We start from the raw sequence: 23,564 nt of genomic DNA, 5'->3' as shown, positions 1-23,564 counted from the left end.
GATATAAATGTTAAAATATAATACTAAAATGTATACTCTCAACTGCCTTCAAGTTATTGACTTGTATGGCAGTTTTTTGTATAAAAATCCCCCTTACTATAAAAGTAGTGAGGGGGTTAGTGCATCTATATAAGTACCTTGATAAATGCGTTAAAACATTCTAATACAGTAAACTGCAAAAGTACTTAATTAATATAAGAGTATAGTATTAGCATTTAAGTGCGATATACTAATTAGGAAATATCAGATTGTTTAAGGTTCTTTGGAAATGTTTCTTCAAACTTTCCTTTTTTGTTGTATAAATTATACCAAGCTTCCGCAATAAAATTGGGATCGCCTACTGTTCCAGATTCTATTACTGTCCCAATCGCAATATGTCTGATAAATATGCCTTTATCTTCCAGTTGAGTGTAGAGATTTTCAGCATAATTACGCAAGCTAGCGCCTATAATTCCAGCATTTCCAGCAAAAGGTAAAGGGAATATTGTAGATGCACCAGTAGTAAATAGAATTGCCCCTCTTCCTTTATTTATCATATCTGGTAAAACTTCGTTAACTAACTGAATTGATGGAAATAGATAAGTTTTTAACATTTCTGATACACTCTCTGGCGTAGTTTCTAATATATTTGTAAATTTATCTTCTTTTGCGTAAGGGCTAAACTCTATGACATCAATCGAACCAAACTCTCCTTTAATTCTGTGGATAGATTGTTTTAATGATTCCAAGTTTGTGATATCTGCTATAAAAGTTTTTGCCTCAATGTTTAAATTACTTAGCTCTTCTTGAATAACTTTTAATTTCTCGGCATTCCTAGAAATAGCTGCTACTCTAAATCCTTCAGCACCAAATTTTTTAGCTAGAGATAGTCCTAATCCAGTACCTGCGCCTACAATGACTAATGTTTTCAATTTAAGGAGCTCCTTATCTATGATATATTAAAACAACAAAGTGTTGCTTTAAGTAAAATATACAATTTATAAAGTGATATAACAATCAACAAACCATGCTTAAATGTTGCTATAGCAACAAGAACTTTAAATTGTTGAGGAGATGATTCAAATGGCAGAAAAAGTAAAAAATTTAAGAGTGACACATACGAAACAATCATTGATTAACGCCTTTTTTAGTTTAGTAGATAAAAAAGATTTTGAGAAAATAACAATAGCAGATATCACAAAAGGGGCCAAAGTAAATAGAGCAACGTTTTATGCGCACTTTGAAGATAAATATGACTTAATAGATTATGTTATGGAAAGTTTTGCTACAGTTTCTATTAATAATTACGTTCCGGAAAATATGGTTTTTAACCAAGAAAATATAGCTCAGCTTATTTTAGCAGTTCATGATTTTTATCAAGAACCTAATATTGAATGCAGAAGTAGCTATGCTGGATTAGCATTACCTCAAATGAGAAAAAAAATACTAACCGAGTTGAACATTGTTTTAACAAAAAGTTTGAAAGGTGTTTATGAAGATAATGAAAAAGAAATATTTGTGCCTATTTTTGCACAAATGGTTCATGAAGCCGCATTACAGTTAGCTGATAGTAATAGTATGATAGAGAAGGAAGTATTAGCTAAGAAAATTGCCTTATTTATAGTTGGAAGAGTTTAACCTTTTATTATGGTAGTGTAATGAAGGTCAACCGCCTTTTCTTCCTCTTGTTCTTGCAGATTTTATCTTTTTTAGTTCGTTCACTTAATAAGTTAATTTCAAGTTCCGCGAATGTATGGATCATAGTAAAATATTTTATACATCGCATCTTTCCCATAAGTATTTATACTAATAATATGTAAGCATTGTTTTTATTCACTTCATTGGAACGTTTATGTCGTCGTAGTTCCTATTTAATAAGTATCCTAAAAAATCAAAGCAATAAAATTTTTATGATAAGTAAATATGAGGTTGATTATAAATTTCATTCTTTAAAAGGGCTAATTCATTTTCATGTGGGTTAGCTCTTTAAATATTTTGTTGGTGACTATTATTTTCTTTTATAAACATTCTCTTTGTAATAGTACTATATACAAAATTTGATTTTATTACACTTTGAATAGTTTCCTATTGTTTTTGATGATTTTAATAGTATATAAAAATATATTTTTTATTGATTGGTAAATATATAAAAAATGATTTATAACTGATTTTTATGTTATTATCGTGATTGTCATTGATATTTCGTTTTTAAAATATAATTAAAAGGAGTGTTAGTGTGGATAATAAGCATTACATTATTACTGGGGGAACCAGTGGTTTAGGTTACTCTATCGTAAAAGCATTGCTTAATAAAGGATGTAAAGTTACTATTCTATCGCGAGATTTATATAAATTTAATCAAATTGAATTATTTAAAAATAACAAGAATGTTCAGGCTATAGAATGTGACTTATTAAATATTGAAGATTTAAAAATATTGGAGCGTAAATTAAGCCATGATATAGACGGTTTTATTCATTGTGCAGGCTTGAGTTATATAGTAAATATGTCTTCCATTTCTATAGAGCAAATGGATGAAATTTATAAAATTAATACAATTAATTTTTCTATTTTATTGAATGTTTTACGAAAATTTTTTGTTGAAGAACCAACAATTGTAGGGATTTCCAGCTTTGCTTCAGTAATAACAGATAAAGGTACTGGTCATTACGGAGCTTCTAAAGCGGCATTTTCTCAAATATTAAATACTTTAAGAATGGAGGAACCAAAGTACCATGTTCTTGTAGTAAATCCAGGGCCAATAGATACTCCTTTTTTAAAGAAAGCAGATTTGCATGGATTATATAAAAATATGAATAAAACGTTTATATTAAATGCTGATAAATTAGCAAAAACTATAGTAAAAGGTATTCAAAAGCAAAAAGAGGAGATAAACAAGCCTCAACTTGTTCATTATCTTTTAAAATTATATCAAATATCGCCATTATTTTTGAAGAAAAAATTACACAAATACTTGGCCTGAAAAGAAAAAAGTAACACAGTTTGGGATGTAGTAATCCCAAAGTAAAATAAAACTTGCCGTTCTTTAGTTACCGAAAGGTATTTATGTTGCAAAATCCACTTATGTAAATACTTTTGTTCTATTTAACTATACTTATTTGAATATATGATTGTAGTAAGGATTATAAAGAATATCATCATAAAATAATGTGCAAATGTATGTAATTACATGTTATATACATTGATTAAAATTATGGAGGTAAAATTAGTGAGAGAGTATATATTATCTGAAGCGCAACATGAGATTATTCAGTTAGAAGAATATTATGAAAATACTAGTATTAATAATATAGCAGCAATGGTTACTATTAAAGATAATGTTAGAATAGAAGAAATTGATAAATCACTAAACAATTTAATAAAAAAACATGAGAGTTATAGAATTAAAGTTAAAAAATTGAATTCTGAATATAAACAATATATTGATGAATATAAAAGAAAAGACTTTGAGTATATTGATTTTTATAATAATAAAAAGGGTTATGATGAATGGATTACTACACAGATAGAATCAAATATATTTGCCTTCAATAGCGAATTATTTAAGTTTGTAATTTTAACTCAACCTAGTGGAGATATTGGAATATTACTATTACAACATCATATTATTTCAGATGGGTGGAGTATGACCATAGCTGGGAATACGTTATGTGAATCATTAATTTACGGAAAAAAAGAAGAGAGTTTTGAATTTACGTATTTAGACCACGTGGAAGAAGAAATAAATTATAAAAATTCATCTAGATTCGAAAAAGACAAACAATTTTGGATTAAAAAAGTGGAAAATTTAGAAAATAATGAGTTGTTTGAAAATAATATAAATAATAGTGCTCGAGGGGGCAGGCTAAATTATAGTCTTTCAGATATATACACACATAAAATTATGGACTTTTGTAAAAGTAACCAATTAAGTATTAGCAATTTGTTTTCTGCTGCTATGTTGATTTTAAAGTATAAAAAAAATTCAGTAAATAAGAATTCGATTGGATTAATATTACACAATAGAAATACGCAATTTGAAAAGCAAGTGACAGGAGTCTATTCAAGAGTGCTACCCATAATAGTGGAAATGAATAAGAACTTATCTATTAATGAATTTTTAAAGTTTATGAAAAATGAAACGTTCAAGGTGTTGAAACATAGAAAATATCCCAATAGTTATATAGTGGAACATAGTAAAAATGCAAAAGGTTTATTAGACTTTGTAGTATCATTTCAAAACACTCAGCATAATCCAGATTTTATTAAAAAGGGGTACTCAGAAAAATGGTTAGACCCTGGCACAACAAATGTCCCATTAGGTCTAAATATAAGTAATAGAGATGGAGAAGACACCCTCGAAATAGATTATAATTATCAGCTAGATCTGGTGAGTGAAAAGACAGTCATGAATTTACACTCAAATATTATAAAAATTTTAAATGTAATTCTAGAGAATCCACAACAAAAAATTAGTGAAATTGAGACTATTACAGATGAAGAAAAAACACTCATTTTACATGACTTTAATGATACACAAGTAAGTATGGATAACACGAAACCCTTTGTGGACGTTTTTGAAAGCCAAGTGAAAAAAACACCAAATAATAAAGCAGTTACTTACGAAGGTGAAAGCCTTACTTATCAAACATTAAACGCTAAAGCAAACCAAGTCGCGCATCAATTACGACGCAATGGCGTTAAACCGAATAGCTTAGTAGGTGTAATGACGAATCGTAATTTGGAAATGATAGTTGGGATATATGGTGTTTTAAAAGCTGGTGGCGCTTATGTGCCAATTGATCCAGAATACCCGAGTGAGCGTATCAATTATATTTTAAGTGACAGTAAGCCCAATACGCTATTAACAGATAGAGCTTTAGACACTTCTATTGAGTTTAATCAATCGGTTATAAATTTAAAGGAAGACAATAGTACATCAATACAACCCACAAAGAATTTATCGCATGTCACTAGTATATCTGACGTGATGTGTATTATTTATACTTCTGGCACTACAGGTAAACCCAAGGGTGTTAAGATAACACATAAAAATGTTATGAATAATCTCAATAGAAGGATTAAGAGATTTGGTATTAATAGTAAAGATAACATATTATTTAAAATGCCATTTACATTTGACCCGTCAATTTGGGAATTATTTGGATGGGCTTTAGTTGGTGCACAAGCCACATTGTTACCTTCGGGTAAAGAAGGTGACTCAGAAGTGATTACATCATTAATTCAGACATCAAAAGTGTCGATAGTTGTCTTTGTACCTTCTATGTTTAACCCGTTTATTCATTATATTCAGTTAACTAAACAAACGGACTTACTTTCTAGCTTAAGGTATGTCTTAGTTGGAGGCGAAGCAGTGAAGCCAGAGTTAGTTAATCAATTTAATAAATGGATTGGTAAAGTGAATAATACTCAATTAATCAATGTTTATGGTCCCACCGAAACTACTATTGATGTGACAAACTTTAGTTTTGAAAATAACGTTATTTATGAAACTATATCTATTGGTAAACCTATTGCGAATACACAAGCATATATTATGGACGAAGGTAATAACCTCATGGGTATTGGTACTCAAGGAGAGCTATGTATCGGAGGAACAGGTGTGACTGAGGGTTATTTAAACCGCCCTCAATTAACAAAAGAAAGGTTTATTGATAACCCCTTTGGTAAAGGGAAATTATATCGTACCGGTGATTTAGCGAAATGGCAGGAAGATGGAAATATTATATGTTTAGGGCGTATCGATGATCAAGTGAAAATACGTGGTTATCGCATTGAACTTGGTGAAATTGAAAGTGTTTTACGCAAAAATGAAAAGCACACAGATGTTGCTGTCATTGCCAAATCAATGGGAGATGGGGATATAGCGCTTTGTGCTTACTTAGTCTCAGAAGAACAACTAAACTTTGAAAATATTAAAAGAGATTTAAGCGAAAGGTTACCAAATTATATGGTCCCAACATATATAACTCAAATTGAAAAAATACCTGTCACAGATAATGGTAAATTAAATAAAAGGCAGCTACCTGAAATTAAGGTTGAAAGCAAAGTATATGTTGCACCTAAAGATGATACAGAAGTAATGCTTACCCAAATATTTGAGAACATATTGAGTATTGAAAGTGTTGGGGCAAATGATAATTTCTTTGAAATTGGTGGTCATTCACTTAATGCTTTGAGAATTATAAATGAAATAGAGAATAAAAGCGGTGTTCGTATACCAGTCACAGTAATTTTTGAAAACCCAACGGTTGTACAATTGGCTAAAATTATAAACAAAAGTAATGCATACAGGAATATACGAAACATACCAAAAGCTGAAGATAAACTATTTTATTCTATATCTCCGATACAACAGGATATATATACATTGAATAAAATTGCTGGTAAACAAACAACAACATATAATATGCCTGGAATATTTGAAATAAAAGGTAATTTAGATATTAAACGCATACAGTATGCTTTTCAAACTTTAGTTAATCGACATGAGGTATTAAGAACACGTTTTGAAACAATTGATGGAGAAACTGTTCAGATAATTGAAGATAATACACAAATTAGTGTAGACTATGAAGAAAAATCAACAATTGATTATGATAGACTTTTACAAGACTTTGTAAAACCATTCAATTTAAAAATGGCGCCGTTGTTAAGAGTTAAAATAGTGAAATATGATGAACAGCGTTATATATTATTATTTGATATCCATCATATCATTTCAGATGGAGTCACTATCTCTCATATAATTAATGAATTTTCAAAATTATACCGAGGTCATAACTTAGGAAACATGAAGTTACAGTATAAGGATTATAGCGAGTGGATTAAAAATTATGATTTAACCGAGCAACGCAAATTTTGGTTATCACAGTTTGAAGATAAATTACCTGTTTTAGATTTACCCTTAGACTATCCTAGACCCAAACAACAAACTTTTGAGGGCAAAACAATTACTGTAAACTTGGCTAATGAAACGAAAAAAGCAATGGAGAAACTTGCACAAACAACTGGTAGTACTGACTATACAATATTATTAACATCGCTAATGATATTGATGAGTAAGTATACTAATCAAGAAGATATAGTAATCGGTAGCCCTTGTTCAGGACGTACATTTAAGGATACGGAAGAAATAGTAGGTCCGCTTTTTAATAAGCTTGCTTTACGCGGTTATCCAAAAGAAAATAAATCATTTAATCAATTACTAACAGAAATTACTGATTTATCTTTAAAAGCTTTAGATAATCAAGATTATCCTATGGAACAATTGAAAGAAGAAATTATTAAAAAATATAAGTTAACTCGTAACACATTGCATGATGTAACATTTTCATTTCAAAATATAAATAATCAGTTATTGCACATAGATGGTTGGGAAATTGAACGTAAAGAAACTTTCGATACAAACGTTAAATTTGATTTACACATGACCATCGAAGGTGATGAAGTTTACAAAGTGTCTTTAAAATATGCAAGTGAGTTATTTTCTTCATCAACGATCCAACGGATGTTGGAAAAGTTTATAAATATATTAGATAGCGTTATAAAATACCCAGAACAAAAAATAAGTGAAATAGAGTAAAAGATTAACTAAAATAGAACACATTAGAATTGTGTTTTATATCAATTTTTAAAGTAAGTTAAAATTGATGTTAAAACGACAAAAGTCCGGGACATAAATTAATGTCTCGGACTTTTGTCGTTTTATGTTTCGAGTATTGTATAAAAATAATTACAAATATCGTAAATCAATAATTAAAATACATGTTTTTATTCAAAATATTAATATTACAACTTTAATTAATATGTTATCATCTAAATATGATAGTTAGTAATAATTTATTAGAGAAAATATTAAAAAATATATAAGTTCGTTTTTTGGTATGTTTTGGTTGTTCAGAATGGAATATCATTTTATCAGCTGACTAAATTATTATTAAATATAATCTTGTGAATGTAATAATTCAATCATTTTATGATTTCTTTACTATCGATTAAGTATTATTCAAAACATTTTTAAACAATAACTCGAATGGAAGGATGACATGTAATGAGCAATAACGTTTTAGATATTAGTTCTTTAGAAATAGACCATGTACTTGCAGGAGAAACCGAAATATATATTGTTCCAATCGTTGCCCCGGTATTGAGAAAGGGAGATTCTAAAGGGAATGCTGTTGACTCTTTCAAACAAATTTTAGGTTCTTCTAAAATTGTGCAATCTTTTGATGTGACGATAGACCATAATGATGAAAATGAGCCATTCAAAATATTCGAAGATCGAGAATACTGTATCACAGATTTAACTTCCTTACATAATATAAAAGAGGTTAAACACCCTGACTGTAATTTTGGTTTAAGACTTTATATACCTCATGAAAATAAATCCAAACTAAAAGTTATAAACAATGACATTTTAAAAGAAATCAATATTGCTAATTTTGATGTTTCAGATTTAAGTAAAGGTTTAAAATTTGAAACATTACACCCACTGAAAGACGCGATTATAGAACAAATTCAAAATAAAAATGGAGCTAAGAAAAAATTGTTTAATGAGAATAAGAAAAAACAAGTTATATCTATTAATAAAAACGAAGATTCTTCAGATATACAATTTTTAAAAAGCAACCTATATAACACACTTGATTCACTTATAGATAAAGTGTATTTAGATGATGAAAATTTAGTGTTTAGAAGTATTGTTGATGACAAGGGTTATAATGAAGAAATATTACCTACTTATCGAAAGCTTGAACAATTAACTGAAGATGACTTTAACAAAGCCAAAAATGATAAATTAGCAGTTTTAGAAAAAAAGAGAGAAGATATTATAAACAGCATCTTTAATCAACTTGTTAATGATTTGTGGAGCAAAAGTATTGAAGCGGATAAAATGCGTAATTATAAATCAAATGATTCTCAATATCATAAAACATATACACAAATTGAAAGTAAATTACAAGAAGATTTAGGAGTTATTCCAAAAAAAGTTGAAGAACAAACTAAAAAATTAGAAAAAGATTTTGAAACAAGTAAAAATGAGCGTAGCGAAAAAGCACGCCGAGACATGGAAGAAAAAATTGAAAGAGAAGAAAGACCGATTTTAACAAATCGTATCCGTGAATATGAGAAGACATTATCAGACAAAGCAAAAAATGCTTATAATAATCAAATTAAAGTATTAGATGCCAATGTCAAAAACGATTATGATTTGCATATTACTAAAATTGTCGATGACATCGTTCAAAATCATCAAGAAACAATAGCTACTAAAAAGTCGGAACTTCAAGATGTTATGGAAAAAGATGTGGAGACATTAGTACAAAAAAGAAGTGAGGATGTTGACAAGCTTAGAGGTGAAATTAGTAAGTTAGAGCAAGATTTAATTCATAATGAAGCAACATTTAATGAACGTTTAGATTTAGCAGTGAATCAAAAAGTAACTGATTATGAATTAAAAGACTCACAAATGACAGATGAAATTAATTGGTTAAGGGTAGAATTAGAAAAATCAAAAAGAGAAAGTGCGGATAAAGATGAATCAATCCGTTCTAAAGAAATGGAACTTCAAAATAATAGAAGTCATCTAGATCGCTTAAATCAACAACTTGAACAAAGTAATCAAACAAGTTTAAGTATCTCGGCACGTGCTATGGAAATTAAACAACAAGCTCTAAGTTTTTCAAACAATGATTCAAATCAAGCAAATTTTAATAAAGTTGCTGGGCCAGAGAATATTGATGTAGGTAACTTATTAGATGATGATGCTGAAAAAGCAAAACGCTATGAACGTAGGAAAAAACCAACGTTCTTCACTTGGTTAAGTGGTCTCTTTTTATGTGCGGTGTTAGGTTCAGGTACTTTATTTGGTAGTCATGTAGCCAATAGCCAAGAAAAACAAGATAATAACAAAGAGACTCAAACTAAAGTTCAAAATTCACAAAAAACAGAATTATCACAAAATAAATAATAATGTTTAGAAGCACCTATTGTTAACAAATAGCAGACTCAATGGATAAGTGAATGCTAACTTAGTAACACGGATTAATATTAAACAATACGGGAGTGGAAACAATGAACCAACAAAAGTTAGAAGAATTGAACCGGCTGGCAAAGGGCACAGTAAAAGAGAAAAAAATTGCACTTACATTTGGTTATCAGCCAATCATCGAAGCACTAAAAAATGATGATAATAAAGAAGTTTCAGAGTTTGCGCAAACGATGGATGCTAACAAAGATTTGAAATTATATAAAAATAATCTTCACTATAGGCGCTCCAAAGAACAATTTCAAAAAGATTTGAAACAAGCAACACAATATATGTATGCTACTTTAATATTAATAAGTATTGCTATAATATCTATATTTATTGCTGTGATTATCTTCTTTGTTAATCCAACTGCGAATGTGTCATTATTTATTACAATTACAGTGTTAGCGTTATTAGGGTCACTTGTTACAGTTTTACTTTCCAAGCGAATTGGAGTTTCCTATAATAATAGCAAGCGATCATTGGCAAGGTCCAAATATTTACTTAATATTTCACAATCTAATTCACAATCGCTACAAGCACAAATCAACAACAATGAATAGGGCTAATCTGAAAAGTTAGAAAACCATATTTAGGATGACGCCAACCTTAAGCATAAAATCATTGATGAGTAGTTAGCTACAGAAGTTTGACTAACTATTTATATTAACGTACTGACATTCCAATAATAAAAATAAAGTTCCGAGGCATTTGTCGATGTCTCGGAACTTTCAACTATGTAGGTAATAGCTTTTGGATTAAAAGGTAAAGTGGCGTTGCCTAATCTATTAAATAATGCTACTTTGCATATTTCTGTTCTTATGAAGAATAAAAATTTAATCCTCTTTATTTTGTATTCGATTTGCAATCAAATCTCCGATATATTGCGACGCTTTACCGTTTTCAATCGAACAAAAACGATTATAAAACTGATTGATTTTCGACTGATACTGTTGTTCAATTTGTTCAATGTTTTCCAATCCTACAATTAAATCTTCTGTATTTGTATAAATAGGACCAGGTAAGTCATTCCGATAATCAAAGTAAAAACCTCTCAAATCAGTACTGTATTTCTCCATATCATAGGCATAAAACATCTGAGGACGCTTTAATATACCAAAATCAAACATGACCGAAGAATAATCTGTAATTAAGCAATCGGAAATCAAATATAATTCCGAAATATCGTCATACTTTGAAACATCAATCGCAAAATTTGTATATTGGCTAAGGTCTAGCCTATTTGAAATTAGATAATGCATTCGGAATAAAACTACATATTTGTCGCCTAAGCGGTCTTGAAGTTGATTGATATCCATTTTTAAATTAGATGTATATTTGTTTTCTGTACTGTATTCATCATCTCTCCAAGTTGGTGCATATAAAATCACTTTTTTATCGGAAGGGATTCCCAAATTATCTTTAATTTTACGATGTAGTTCTTGATTACGCTGATGGTTGATGAGTAAATCGTTTCTAGGATAACCAATTTCCAAAATTTGGTTACGTGCCATCCAAAAAGCTGATTGAAATATAGTAGTAGAATAAGCATTCGGTGATACTAAATAATCCCAACGGCGTGTAGACTCATAAAAATACTTCTTATATGTGGCAGTTGTTGTATTAGGCATGCGAACTACTGTCATATCATTTGCTAGAAATTTTAAGGGCGTACCATGCCAAACTTGAATATAAAGCTGGTTACTTTTCTTTTTAATAAATAGCGGTATTCGCGCATTAGAAACCCAAATGTGTGCCTTTTTATAAATATCATAATATGCAGCACTTTGTTTTTGTATAGGCTTAACCCCCTCTGGTACATCTATGTTTTCAATATCTCTAAACACCCAATAATAATGAAAGTTTGGATAGTGTGCTTTCATATATTCATAAATATATTTAGGGCTGTCATTATAACTACTACCACCAAACGACTCGAACACTATAGTTCGATGTGACACATCAGAGTCTTTATTAAATAAGACATACTTAGCATAATGTTTATTCGGTTTATTCAGCAAAATTGCTTTATAAAAGCGTAAACGATACCTTTTATAATTAAGTTTGATGGCAAGTTGCGTAAAGCCAAATTGAATAAATCGTAATTCTAAATTAAATAAAGGTGATTCTGATTTTAATGCTGGTTTGATCATCGGTATGATATCAGCTAACATTTTGCTAGCGAACTGATATTGAGCAGCATTATTTTGATTATTTGGTTCAAACCAAAAATGCAGTTTGTCTACCATGTGCTGTATTATGAATTTTTTTAATGATTTTTTATTATTGAGCCTATTAACGCGTTGAATAGCATCTTTAAAAGCATTTATATAGTCTGGAAATACAGATTCAAACGGTTGGGCTCTCAACTTTTCAGTTTTAAAAGGATCGTAAATCTCTCCACAAAAGTAAAAGGGTATGCCTTCAATATAAACAAATGTTTCTGCATAATTGTTATATTCTAAAATGAATGACCAATCAGCGTAAATATTTAGCTTTTCATTAAGCTTTATATGATGATTTTGTACAATGCTCGTTTTGAATATAATATTACTGATTGAATCTTGTTTTAGTAAGAAGTCTGGATGTTTATCAATCTGTTTGTAATGAACAGTTAGATCTTCATCAAGATAAGAATTAGGTATATTTAAAGAAAAGTTTTGTATTTTCGAAATAACTGCATCTTGCTGTTTGAGATACTTTAAGTATACTTCAATGGTATAAGTCGTGATGTTATCATCAGCATCTAAAAACATAAAATAGGGTGTTTCAACATGAGCGATTCCTTTATTTCGTGCATAGGCATGACCATGATTTTTATCTAATTTAATATATTTAGGCTGCTTTGAATAATTTTCTAGTTTTTCAAATAAATACTTTTCAGATAAATCTTGTGCACCATCATTAACTAATATTAATTCAAAGTGTTGGTTTGTCTGATTAATAAGACTTTCTAGGCATTGTTTGAGGTGTGCTTCGTTGTTATAAAAAGGTAAGATGATTGTAAGCTGATTATACATATGTAAACCTCCGTCATGCTGTTTTATAAAATATATTAGAGGGAGTAGGACAGAAACACTGTTTATAGAATGCGTTTTCTGTTCTACTCCCTTATATGTTTTTTAAAAGAAGCGTTGAACTATACTTTTAGCAGCAGTGCCAGTTTCAAAAGTACAGAAACGATTATAAAATGCATCATATTTATCTTTATAAGTTTCTTGAACTTTATTTATGTTTTCTATTGATTGAATTAAGTCTTCATTTGTTTTTAAAAGAGGTCCAGGCGCTTGATTTTCAAAATCAAAATAGAATCCTCTAAGACTGTTTTTATAGTGTTCAAGATCATAAGTGAAGAACAATAATGGTTTTTTCGTATTAGCGTAATCAAACATAACTGACGAATAGTCAGTAATACAGATATCAGCAATGAGGTATAAATCACTAATTTCATTATAGTTACTGCCATTAATCACAAAATCATTTAGACTACTGTCTAACTGTAAAGCATTACTGATAATAATATGTGGACGTAAAATTAAGATATAATCGTCACTTAAGCGTTTTTGCATTTCATATAAATCTATTTGCAGATTAATGATGTGTTTTTTGGCTTTTGTAAGTTCGTCGTCACGGAATGTCGGAGCGTATAAAATCACTTTACGGTCATCATGAATACCTAATTTTTGCTTAATGTGTATGCTTTCTTGTTCTAAAATAGCTTCGTCTTGATAAAATATGTCATTTCTTGGGTAACCAACCTCTAGTATCTCTTTATGAAAATCAAAAGCAGATTTAAAGCATTCTGTCGCGTAAGGACTTGGTGATACAAGGTAATCCCAATATTTTATTGCATGATTAATGCGATTTTTATAACCATCATCACGGCCTGCAAAAGTTTCTATATCATTCAACATTTTTTTGAGTGGAGTCCCATGCCAAGTTTGAATATAAAGTGTATCTTTGGGTTTATTAATGTAGTATGGGAAATTTTGGTTGTTGATCCAATACTTCGCTCGTGATAAATAGTGATAATATTCTGGTGATAAACGTTTTATTGACTTAACATTCGCATCATTAAATGGGTATTGTGTGTTGCTAACCCACACAATTTGGTATTGGTTGCTGTATTGTTTCAAAGCATCATAAATCACTTTTGGGCTATCGCTAACTGATTTACCAACATTACTTTCGAATACTACTAAATCTTTCTTAACAGGAACGATTTTAGATACTGCACTATTATACTTATCCATAACTTTAAAATAACGCTTGTCTCTTCTAAAACGTTTAAATAAATGTTGAGATAAAATATCGTATTTCAACTTACTTTTAAATTGATTTTTTGTTTTAAATTTACTAACTTCTGTGTAGATTCGTGCGCTATTATGACGGTCATTAAAGTTATTGAAACGTTGCGCCTTTATGTTAGCGCTTTCATCTATTGTATAATTATTTGCTATTATTCTAGTGAGTTGTGTCTCTAAATCGTTTTGATTATTTACGATTAATCCAGGTAATTCTTCCTCAATATTGATGTGAGATGGTTCCTTTCCTAAAAATTGATCTTTATCAAATTGGTAATAAATCACAGGTTTACCTAAAAAGCTAAAATCAAAAGCGACACTAGAATAATCTGTAATCATCAGTTTACTTTCTTGAATGAGTTGTTGAACGTCCACATCACCTTGTTTAATACTTGTAACATGCTGTGGTACATCAAATAAATCAATAAATGGTTGCATGTTAGGGTGTAAACAAAAAATGACTTTTGTACCTTGTTCCGCAATATCTATGAATTTGTCACTGTTAATTAAAGTATTCATTCTTTCTAGGTATTCGGAGAACTCTAACTGTTCATAGTTAGTTAGCCAATCTCTCCAAGTTGGCATAATTAAAATTTGGTTTTTTGTTTTAACGTCATTATTAAAGAGTTCATCAAATCTAGCTAATCCTGTAACCTTAACTTGTGTTTCATCAAAATTTAAATCCCTAACCACAATTTCTTTTTCACGATCTGAACTTGTTATAAAGACATCTACATTGAAGTCTTTTAATTGATTACCATTAATCTGAGTTAAATTTTTAGTCCCTAAAACACCATGTTGTAAAAACACTCTAGTGGCAGTGATTTTTCTTGTATAGGCTGCACTATTAGTTGGGAATAATAATTCTGGATGATGTGTTGAACAAATATAATCTGCTTGTAACATTATTTTAAAATGTTCAGGCGACTGATAATAAATGACATTGCCAAATGGTAGTACATTTTTTGCTTCGTTTGAGTGTTCATCAATAATGTAATAAACAGGTAAGTCTGGATGATACGTTCTCATATATTTAAAGAAATGATATCCATTATCTTGGGCTTTATAGGATTTTTCACCAATAACCCAAACTTTATTTTTGGATTTTAGTGATAGATTTTTTAATGAAGGCACTTTTAGACTCTGAAGATAAGTCAAGTAACTTTCAATGCTATAGCGATTTATACGAAAAGATAAGTTACGACCTTTCATCGTGAAATAAGGTGTAATAGAAACGATTTCCTCTTTATAATCTGTAATAATTTCCCCTTTAAGGAATCGTTCTGTAAAAATTCTAGGATTACCAAGTTTGGTTAGAATCGGTTCGGCAGATTCTTGTACATCAACTTTTAAATAAATGTCTATAATATCTTCTGTGTCAAAAGGATATTTCATAAAGTCGATTAATTGATTATAAATCTCTACTGAAAATTTAAAATTAGTAGTATGAGCCCGTTTATTCTCGCCTTTCAAAGTTATTGACAAAGGTATTTCCTTTTCGCGTTCTGTAAAGCGTGTGCGTATTACGAGGTTTGATTTTTGTACAACGGCATTTAATGTTGAAAATTCTCCTGTAATATAAGCTTCACTATTGTTAAATTTGAGGGCATCAATATGACGTCTTGAAAAGAATACTTTTTGTGGAACATAACTTTCCATAGAAAGATGTAAAAAACCATTTTTGGTGACATAAGGATGAATAACATCCGAGCCGTCCGAAATCTCTGATAAATTAAAAACAGAAGATTGCTCATCTGTTACCTTAATATTTTTTTGAGTCGTAATAATTGCATCGGATTCTTCCATAATTAAAAAAATTTTACTTCTATTATAAGATTTAAACGCTTTCAAAATTTCGTTTAAATCAATTTCAAAATTACAAAATTCATCTACTGGACTATATGAAATAGAATGAAATTCATTTTTTACATATAATTTCCCAATACTATTATTTTGTTGATTGAAAGAAATATAGAGCATAGAACCTTCTTGATTAATATGTCGCAAGTTACTGGCCTCCAATAAATTTAATAAGTTGTAACAATTATAACGCATATATTGTTATAATAATATTTAAATTAACATAATGTATTAATATAAATATGAAAAGGTGATTATAATCAAAACTAAAAAGATTATTTTTTCTATTGTTATTACTACTTTTAATAATAAAAATACAATAGAAAAAACTTTGGACTCAGTAATGGAACAAAGTTTAGACGCAGATTTATATGAAATAGTTATTGTTGATGATTGTTCAAACGATGGTACATGGGAAATATTGCAACGATACAATAATTTTAATATTAAAATGTATAGATTAGCTCAAAATAGTGGCGGGCCATCTATACCTAGAAATACTGGGGTTAAACACAGTATCGGTGAGTATTTATACTTTTTGGATGGTGATGATTGGTTAGAACAAAATATTTTGGAAACGATTTCAGAAAATAAAAAATGGCATAAGAGCGATTTAATTATTTCAAAAGTCATTAAACATACAGAGAAAAATCAATCCGTTCATGCCAGATTTATGACAGTCAAGACACACGTTAATGAGCAAAGTTATAAAATTCCCTATTTATATTATTATTTAGGGCCTAGTGGAAAGTTTATAAAGCGTAAATTAATTAAAGACCATGATATACAATTCCCAACAAATTTACATTTTGGCGAAGATAAAATGTTTTTTGTAAAAGTATTTGAAAAAGCTCAAAAAGTGACAACTACAACATGTATTGGAGCACATATCAATCGCTACTCAGATAATGTTTCGATTGTTAGAAGAACTAGTTTTATTAAAAAGAGAGAAAGTGATTTAGCTATATTTGAGTATGTATTGAATATGAAAGACAAAAAGCGTAGAGATAAGTTTTTGCTGCGAAATTTGGAATATGATTTATTAACAAGCTGTAATTCACATGTCTTTTTAGATTCACCAAAAGAGACTAAGATAAATATTTTTGAGATGATTCAAACAACATTTGAAAATGTATATATTCAAAAATACATTGTGCCACAAATTGATGCTAAGTTTGATTCAGCTATAACAGCCATTTATGACAATGATTTTAATAAATTTGAAGCATATTTTGAATGGTTGAAAAGGGGTTACAAATTATTAGAAAAACAAGCTGATAACCATTATGAATTTAAAGATACTGAGGGATTGGATTTTAGAATAACTATCCCATTTGCAAATCTAAAAAATTTACAAGTAATGGAAAAAGCTATGTACCTTCAAATAGAAGTTAATAATTTAAAAGATAACAGAATAAAAGGCGTCCAGTTAGAAAGTCGAACGGATTATAAACAAAACATAACTTACAAAGACATAATAGTAAAAGATGGCTTTTTAACAATAGTGTTAAATCAACAGCTTTTAGAGTCATTAGCTTTAGGTATTTATAACATTATTATTATTTATGATAAATATAAAGTATTAAATGTTAAGTACGGATTTACTAAGAAAATAGAAAACTCATCAACAATAGCTACTATTTACCCGACTATCAATGGTAATTTAGCACTTAAGGTTAAATATAATGAATGATGCGAAGTAACTATGTATATTCGTATTATTATTGAAAAAGTTATATGATTTTTAATGTTTGCTACTTCATTATTTAAATATTTGTGTCATATCATATGATTGAAGCGTAGACAGAGGGGAGACAGAACACTGTTGTCAAACTTCTGTCACGCGCTTATGTATTTTCTATCATTAAATAAGTCGCGAGAAGTAATGAGTTATATTTTATTAAGGGGATTAAAATGAATCAGAATAAAAATTTAATTGATATTGAACGGAAATTTCGTCCTGAAATTGAGGGACTAAGAATAGTAGCAGCACTACTTGTCGCTATTTATCATATATGGTTTGGAAGAGTGTCGGGAGGCGTGGACGTCTTCTTTGTTATATCAGGTTTTTTAATTACAACATCTATAATTTCAACCATAAATAAAACTGGAGAATATAAGTTTTGGCCATACATATCTAAATTGTTGAAGCGTCTATTACCATCGGCACTATTTATAGTTTTAGTGACATTGGTGTTAAGCTTCTTCTTCTTACCGCTTACGATTTTAACGAAAACAATTAAAGAAGCAATAGCTTCTATATTTTATTATCAAAATTGGCAACTTGCTTTTAGTAGTACAGATTACTTAGATGCTAATCAAATGAAGAGTCCACTTGAACATTTTTGGGCGATGTCTATCCAAGGTCAATTTTATCTTATTTGGTTTGTATTATTTACATTTGTTTTATACTTAGTGCGAAAATATGCGTTATCGAATGGCAAAAAACTTGTTAACTTTTTACTAATGATTATATTTATAGTGTCATTTATTTATTCCATATATCTTACTCAAGTAAATCAACCTTTTGCATATTTTATTACGTTTACAAGGGTATGGGAATTCGCTTTAGGTGGTTTATTATGTGTTAATTTAGGACGAATCAAAATCAATCGTTTAGTAGCTGCTATTATTGGATGGGTTGGCTTAGTAGGATTGATTTTAACAGGCGCGTTATTCGACGTGTCTAAACTATTCCCTGGCTATATTGCTTTATGGCCAATGACATGCGCATTACTTATAGTTCTTTCAGGTAATGTGGACACAAAATATGGTGTGAAAAAGTTTTTAGCATTACCTATTATGATTAAACTTGGTGGGATCTCCTTTGGTATTTATTTATGGCATTGGGTATTACTTTCTTTCTATAAATTTAAAATTGCAGAAGAACCGGGTCTAATATCTGGTGTTATAATTATTTTATTATCCATTGGATTATCTTTCTTTATGACGAGGTTTATTGAAACGCCTATTAGAAATGATCAAAATAATAAAAAAGCTTTTTCAAAATTAGGTAAAGTATTATCAGCCAATTTAATCTTAATTGTGTCATTATTTGTGATGGGTGTAGTGAAAAACAGTGACACTGATAAGAAAATAAGTCATAAAGACTATCCGGGTGTAGATGCAGTGGCCAAAAGTGAAGAAATTGAAGAGCAAACGCCTATGCCAAATTTTGCAAAAGTGTTTGATGATTTACCTCAATCTCATCTCGATAATAGTAACCAGAACCTTAAAAAAACAGATGTAAAAGTAGGTGAATATGGTAAAACAGAGAATTATAAAGCTACAATTGCTTTAGTTGGAAGTTCTCACTCTGAGCATTGGCTTGGTGGATTTATTAAAGCCGCAGATAAAAATGGTTATAGAATACTAAATATTACACGTTCTGGGACACGTTTTTCTACTGGCTATGAAGATAATAGCCCTAAAGGAAAATGGGTTAAAAATGTTAACGACTATTTACAACATCATAAAGATATAGATTTAGTTGTTTCACACGCAACTTCTGCTGCTAGTGATAGTAAATGGGTTCAAAATCAAATGATCAATCAACTGAATATTGTAAAAGATGAGTATGGTATGGATGTTCTTGCTATAAGAGATATTCCAACTTATGATTTTAGTGTTCCTGAAGAATTTGAAAAATTTGGTGAAGAGAAGACAATCAAAAAAATGAATGACTTTGAAAGCCAAAAAGACACATCATATTGGAAAGATTTTGCTAAAAATGATGAGAGACTATACAAATTTGACCCTACTGAATTTTTTAAAGTAGACAATCAATATACACCAGTAATTGGAAATATTAACATTTATAGAGATATGGATCATATGACAAATACTTATTCGGAGTCTTTCGGCAATGTACTGGCCGAAAAATTAAAATATATTATTGAAAACAAGGAAGAAAATAAAGAAGTAAACTTAAATGATATATAAAATTTCTGGTAATAATAAATACTGACAATATAATAATTGTGGCCGAGACATTAAAAATTACGTCTCGGCCGTTTTAATCTATGTCAATTCTTACATTATCCAATGATTCATCATATTGGAATCAAGAATCAAAATGCTAGTATAAGGGATACAGCGTTTTGATTCTGAGTTTTAATTACTATTGATGATTTACGGGGCAGGAAGTGATGTTGTATTATCAGAATAATTGTATTACCCATGATTTATACTAACAACTATGACTTACTAAATTTTTGGCTTTTATAAAGTAATTTGTTTTATATGATTCTGTTAATAGTTGACCATCATTGGAAACATAAGAATAATTTTCGTCTAATGTTGCAACTTCTGTTGGAAATAACCAATATAGTTTACCTGCTATAAAGGATTTATTATTTTTGACACATACATATCTACACTCGGATATGCTCATTAAAGTACACCTCATTTTTAACAGCTTGTTCTAATTATTTAATAATCGTATTGTGGAATACGAAGCTAGGTTCAGCGCCTAAAATAATAAGAAATACTTGTGAATAAGCTATATCTTGAAATTTTTGTATCATACCATAGAAATCATTAAATGCTTCATTACTTTTTACTTTTTCAACTTCTTGTTCATATAAACTCAAAACAGAATCCCTAATTAAAGTGGGTCTATTTTCTTGAATAACATATGAGTCTTCTGAAAACATAAGTAATCCTAAATATTTATAATGTATACTCAGTTGTCTAGTTAAACTGGCAATATATTCTAATTTTAAGTAGAGATCAGGTGAATGAACTTGTAATTGAGACAGATTCGTTTTAATTTGTTGTAGTTTTTCCATTTCGCTTATCATTTATTTACAACCTCCAATGCCCACGGCTTAACTGTATTAAGTGACTGAATAAGATGTTTACTTTGTTGACGTCTATTCTTTCGCATGTTTGCTCTATCTTCTCCATGCATATACAATAATTTTTCTTCATGTGTTTGAGGCGTGATATTTGCTACTTTGATTGGTTTTTTATGTTCATCTAAGGCAACAAATGTTAAAAAGGCGACTGCAGCTATTTTTCGTTCAGCGGTTATCATATCTTCTGCAATTACTTTACAAAATATTTCCATTGATTTTTCACCTGTGTAAGCCACGTAAGATTCAATGCAAACAGAGTCTAATTGAGTAATTGGATGTAAAAATTCAATAGAATCTGTAGATGCCGTCACACATTCTTTAACCCGAGCATGTCTTCGTGCTGATAAAGTAGCGTTATTATCAATTTTCTTCATTAATACGCCACCAAATAAAGTATTATAATTATTTAAATCATTAATTAATACTTGATCAGTACTAATGATTTTACTGTCGTTCGGATACTTATAATTTTCCATAACTTATCTCCCATTTCTATTATTTATTACAAATTAAATTATAGGAGGAGCAGTTATAACTATAAAATATCTATAATTTATAAAGGTATAAAATCTACAAATGCCTTAATGTTTAATCATTCAATAAAAAGTTTTCTTGTATAAATTTAATCCAATTTTTAGTAAGCGAATCGACTATAGTATCTTTTCTCCAAATAAGTGCCAATTCCCATTTCATCGATGCTTCATTGATATTTATAGCTGTTAAATCAGAGTCTAATAATTCTAAAATTCCTTCTGGCAGTACACAAATGCCCATATTATTTAAAAGCATTTCTCCAATAAAACTCCATTGCGTTGTTTCAAAAATAACGTTTGGATTAAATCCATGATTTCTACAAATATTAATAATTTTATCGTTTAGGTAAAAGTCAGAATTAAATAAAATAAACTCTTCGTTTACTAAATCTTCTATATCTATCAAATTCTTATCAGCAAGTTTGTGGTTTTTATGAACCACGAGTTTTAAAGATTCCTCTAAAAATGAAAAAGTACTAAAAATTTTAGTGTCAGTAGGTAAAACGGTGATGCCCATGTCCAAATCCCCATAATAAATATCATTTTCAATTTTTTTACTTCCGTTTTCAAAAAGTTGAAAAGTTACATTTGGATATGATTCATGAAAGCGAGAAATTAAATTAATTAATTTTCGTATATTAATAATAGTAGGTATACCTATTTTTAAATGGCCGGATTTCATTTCAAGTAAATTACTTAAATCGTTAGGAATATTGTCATACATTTTTAGCATCTCTTTACATTGAAAGAAAAATGCTTCGCCGGCGTCTGTTAGGTAAATTTGGTTTTTAAATCTATGAAATAATGTAACATTTAATTCATCTTCTAATAATTTGATTGTATTGCTAATAGTGGGCTGCGTAATAAACAGTTTTGACGCTGCCTTAGTCATGCTTTTTAAATTAACCACTTCCACGAAGTATTTCATATGTCTGAGCTCCATAATATTTGCTCCCCTTAAATAAAAGCGTTATTTGTATGATTTTTTCATAATAAATTTATATATTTATTATATATCAACTATTAGTATGGTAAAAGTTGTCTATTTTTTCACTTAATAATAGAATGCTTGTTTTATAGAATGTAAATATTGTTTTTTTTGCTAATTAATAGATACAATTAGTATAAATATCAAGCATAGGGGGATGTTAGAGTGAATATTAAGCTTATTGTTGCAGATATGGATGGTACTTTTTTAAATAGTGATAGCCAATTTAATAGTGAATCTTTTCAATTATTAAAAGAAAATTGTGAAGAACATCAAATTCGCTTTGTATTTTGTACTGGAAAACAATGTGAGCGTGTTGAAAGTATTATCGGGGAGTTGTCCAAAGATACATTTATTGTTGGAGATAGTGCAACGAGGATTAAATATAATGGGGACTTTATTTATAATGCTAAAATTGAAAATAAAAAAGGGAAAGAAATTATACAAACAATACAAGATATTGACCAAACACAAACCGTATTAGGTTGTACTGAAAAGGGCGCTTATGTATTAAATCATATTCCAGAAATTGAAAAGAAAATTGTGCATGGATCATTTCAAAACGTAACATATATCAATGATTTCTCTGAAGTTGAAGATGATTTCTTGAAAATTTCAGTTCATGATGCTACGGGAAATTGTAAGACTACTGCTAGCCAAATAAAACATTATGAATCAGAAGTATATATTATAGCTTCTGATGATGAGTGGATTGATATTGCAGATTTAGGCGTCAACAAAGGTACAACAATTCGTCGAATACAACGGTTACTTCAAATTAGTCCTGCAGAAACAATAGCATTTGGAGATGGTTTAAATGACATTGATTTGTTTAAAGCGGCTAAATATAAAGTAGCGATGGACAATGCATATCCAGAATTGAAGGAAGAAGCTAACTTAATAGCAAAAAATAATGATGAAGATGGTGTAGTGCAAACACTTAATTTATTATTAGGCTTTAAATAAATTGAAAATATAAAAATACTG

The 23,564-nt window shown here is 29.4% G+C and carries 15 protein-coding genes and 1 pseudogene; 8 read left to right on the top strand and 8 right to left on the bottom strand.

Going from position 1 to position 23,564, the window contains the following annotated elements:
• Positions 1-233 precede the first annotated feature (233 nt).
• Positions 234-911 (bottom strand): SDR family NAD(P)-dependent oxidoreductase, encoded by a 678-nt coding sequence (locus J5E45_RS05185; protein WP_039067213.1) that lies wholly within the window; start codon positions 909-911, stop codon positions 234-236.
• Positions 912-1,062: 151 nt separating this feature from the next.
• On the opposite strand from J5E45_RS05185, the gene J5E45_RS05180 reads away from it, so the two are divergent.
• Complete coding sequence (locus tag J5E45_RS05180) at positions 1,063-1,617, top strand: TetR/AcrR family transcriptional regulator (RefSeq protein WP_069793256.1); 555 nt, start codon at positions 1,063-1,065, stop codon at positions 1,615-1,617.
• Between the two features lie 30 nt (positions 1,618-1,647).
• Here the strand turns inward: J5E45_RS05180 and J5E45_RS14330 are convergent.
• Positions 1,648-1,799: pseudogene (locus tag J5E45_RS14330) on the bottom strand (recombinase family protein); the annotation flags it as partial.
• A gap of 416 nt (positions 1,800-2,215) precedes the next feature.
• On the opposite strand from J5E45_RS14330, the gene J5E45_RS05175 reads away from it, so the two are divergent.
• The 4 genes from J5E45_RS05175 to J5E45_RS05160 all read left to right on the top strand — a co-directional run bounded on the left by J5E45_RS05175 (position 2,216) and on the right by J5E45_RS05160 (position 10,596).
• Positions 2,216-2,962, top strand: coding sequence for an SDR family NAD(P)-dependent oxidoreductase (locus J5E45_RS05175; RefSeq protein WP_069793255.1), 747 nt, complete (start codon positions 2,216-2,218; stop codon positions 2,960-2,962).
• 246 nt (positions 2,963-3,208) lie between these two features.
• Positions 3,209-7,585, top strand: a complete 4,377-nt coding sequence (locus J5E45_RS05170; RefSeq protein WP_208181732.1) for a non-ribosomal peptide synthetase — start codon at positions 3,209-3,211, stop codon at positions 7,583-7,585.
• Between the two features lie 468 nt (positions 7,586-8,053).
• The gene (locus J5E45_RS05165) at positions 8,054-9,973 is read left to right on the top strand and encodes a coiled-coil domain-containing protein (RefSeq protein WP_069793253.1); all 1,920 of its coding nucleotides are present in this window, start codon (positions 8,054-8,056) and stop codon (positions 9,971-9,973) included.
• A gap of 104 nt (positions 9,974-10,077) precedes the next feature.
• Complete coding sequence (locus J5E45_RS05160) at positions 10,078-10,596, top strand: hypothetical protein (RefSeq protein WP_039067208.1); 519 nt, start codon at positions 10,078-10,080, stop codon at positions 10,594-10,596.
• 273 nt (positions 10,597-10,869) lie between these two features.
• Here J5E45_RS05160 and J5E45_RS05155 read toward each other — a convergent pair whose 3' ends face one another.
• Complete coding sequence (locus tag J5E45_RS05155; protein WP_107548947.1) at positions 10,870-13,053, bottom strand: bifunctional glycosyltransferase family 2 protein/CDP-glycerol:glycerophosphate glycerophosphotransferase; 2,184 nt, start codon at positions 13,051-13,053, stop codon at positions 10,870-10,872.
• A gap of 102 nt (positions 13,054-13,155) precedes the next feature.
• Positions 13,156-16,344 (bottom strand): CDP-glycerol--glycerophosphate glycerophosphotransferase, encoded by a 3,189-nt coding sequence (locus J5E45_RS05150; protein ID WP_039067206.1) that lies wholly within the window; start codon positions 16,342-16,344, stop codon positions 13,156-13,158.
• A gap of 103 nt (positions 16,345-16,447) precedes the next feature.
• Between J5E45_RS05150 and J5E45_RS05145 the strand changes: the two genes are divergently transcribed.
• Both J5E45_RS05145 and J5E45_RS05140 read left to right on the top strand, forming a co-directional pair.
• Positions 16,448-17,890, top strand: a complete 1,443-nt coding sequence (locus J5E45_RS05145; RefSeq protein WP_080750258.1) for a glycosyltransferase family 2 protein — start codon at positions 16,448-16,450, stop codon at positions 17,888-17,890.
• Positions 17,891-18,111: 221 nt separating this feature from the next.
• The gene (locus J5E45_RS05140) at positions 18,112-20,139 is read left to right on the top strand and encodes an acyltransferase family protein (protein WP_039067205.1); all 2,028 of its coding nucleotides are present in this window, start codon (positions 18,112-18,114) and stop codon (positions 20,137-20,139) included.
• A 247-nt stretch (positions 20,140-20,386) separates the two neighbouring features.
• Here J5E45_RS05140 and J5E45_RS05135 read toward each other — a convergent pair whose 3' ends face one another.
• From J5E45_RS05135 to cidR, 4 genes are all read right to left on the bottom strand, one after another.
• Entirely contained in the window at positions 20,387-20,590 is a 204-nt protein-coding gene (locus tag J5E45_RS05135) for a hypothetical protein (RefSeq protein ID WP_039067204.1), read from the bottom strand.
• Positions 20,591-20,624: 34 nt separating this feature from the next.
• Positions 20,625-20,999: a hypothetical protein gene (locus J5E45_RS05130; RefSeq protein WP_039067202.1), complete on the bottom strand. Its 375-nt coding sequence runs from the start codon at positions 20,997-20,999 to the stop codon at positions 20,625-20,627.
• Positions 20,996-21,532 (bottom strand): acyl-CoA thioesterase, encoded by a 537-nt coding sequence (locus J5E45_RS05125; protein ID WP_039067201.1) that lies wholly within the window; start codon positions 21,530-21,532, stop codon positions 20,996-20,998. Before J5E45_RS05125 ends, J5E45_RS05130 begins: the two co-directional genes overlap by 4 nt.
• 112 nt (positions 21,533-21,644) lie before the next feature.
• On the bottom strand, positions 21,645-22,532 hold the full coding sequence (cidR, locus tag J5E45_RS05120) for a cidABC operon transcriptional activator CidR (RefSeq protein WP_039067200.1): 888 nt from the start codon (positions 22,530-22,532) through the stop codon (positions 21,645-21,647).
• Positions 22,533-22,742: 210 nt separating this feature from the next.
• Between cidR and J5E45_RS05115 the strand changes: the two genes are divergently transcribed.
• The gene (locus J5E45_RS05115) at positions 22,743-23,543 is read left to right on the top strand and encodes a Cof-type HAD-IIB family hydrolase (protein WP_039067199.1); all 801 of its coding nucleotides are present in this window, start codon (positions 22,743-22,745) and stop codon (positions 23,541-23,543) included.
• The last annotated feature ends 21 nt before the right edge of the window (positions 23,544-23,564 follow it).

Source organism: Staphylococcus shinii (assembly GCF_017583065.1).
Classification (GTDB): domain Bacteria; phylum Bacillota; class Bacilli; order Staphylococcales; family Staphylococcaceae; genus Staphylococcus; species Staphylococcus shinii.
The sequence above is the reverse complement of the archived record's forward strand: the minus strand, read 5'-3'. Positions and strand labels throughout refer to the sequence as shown.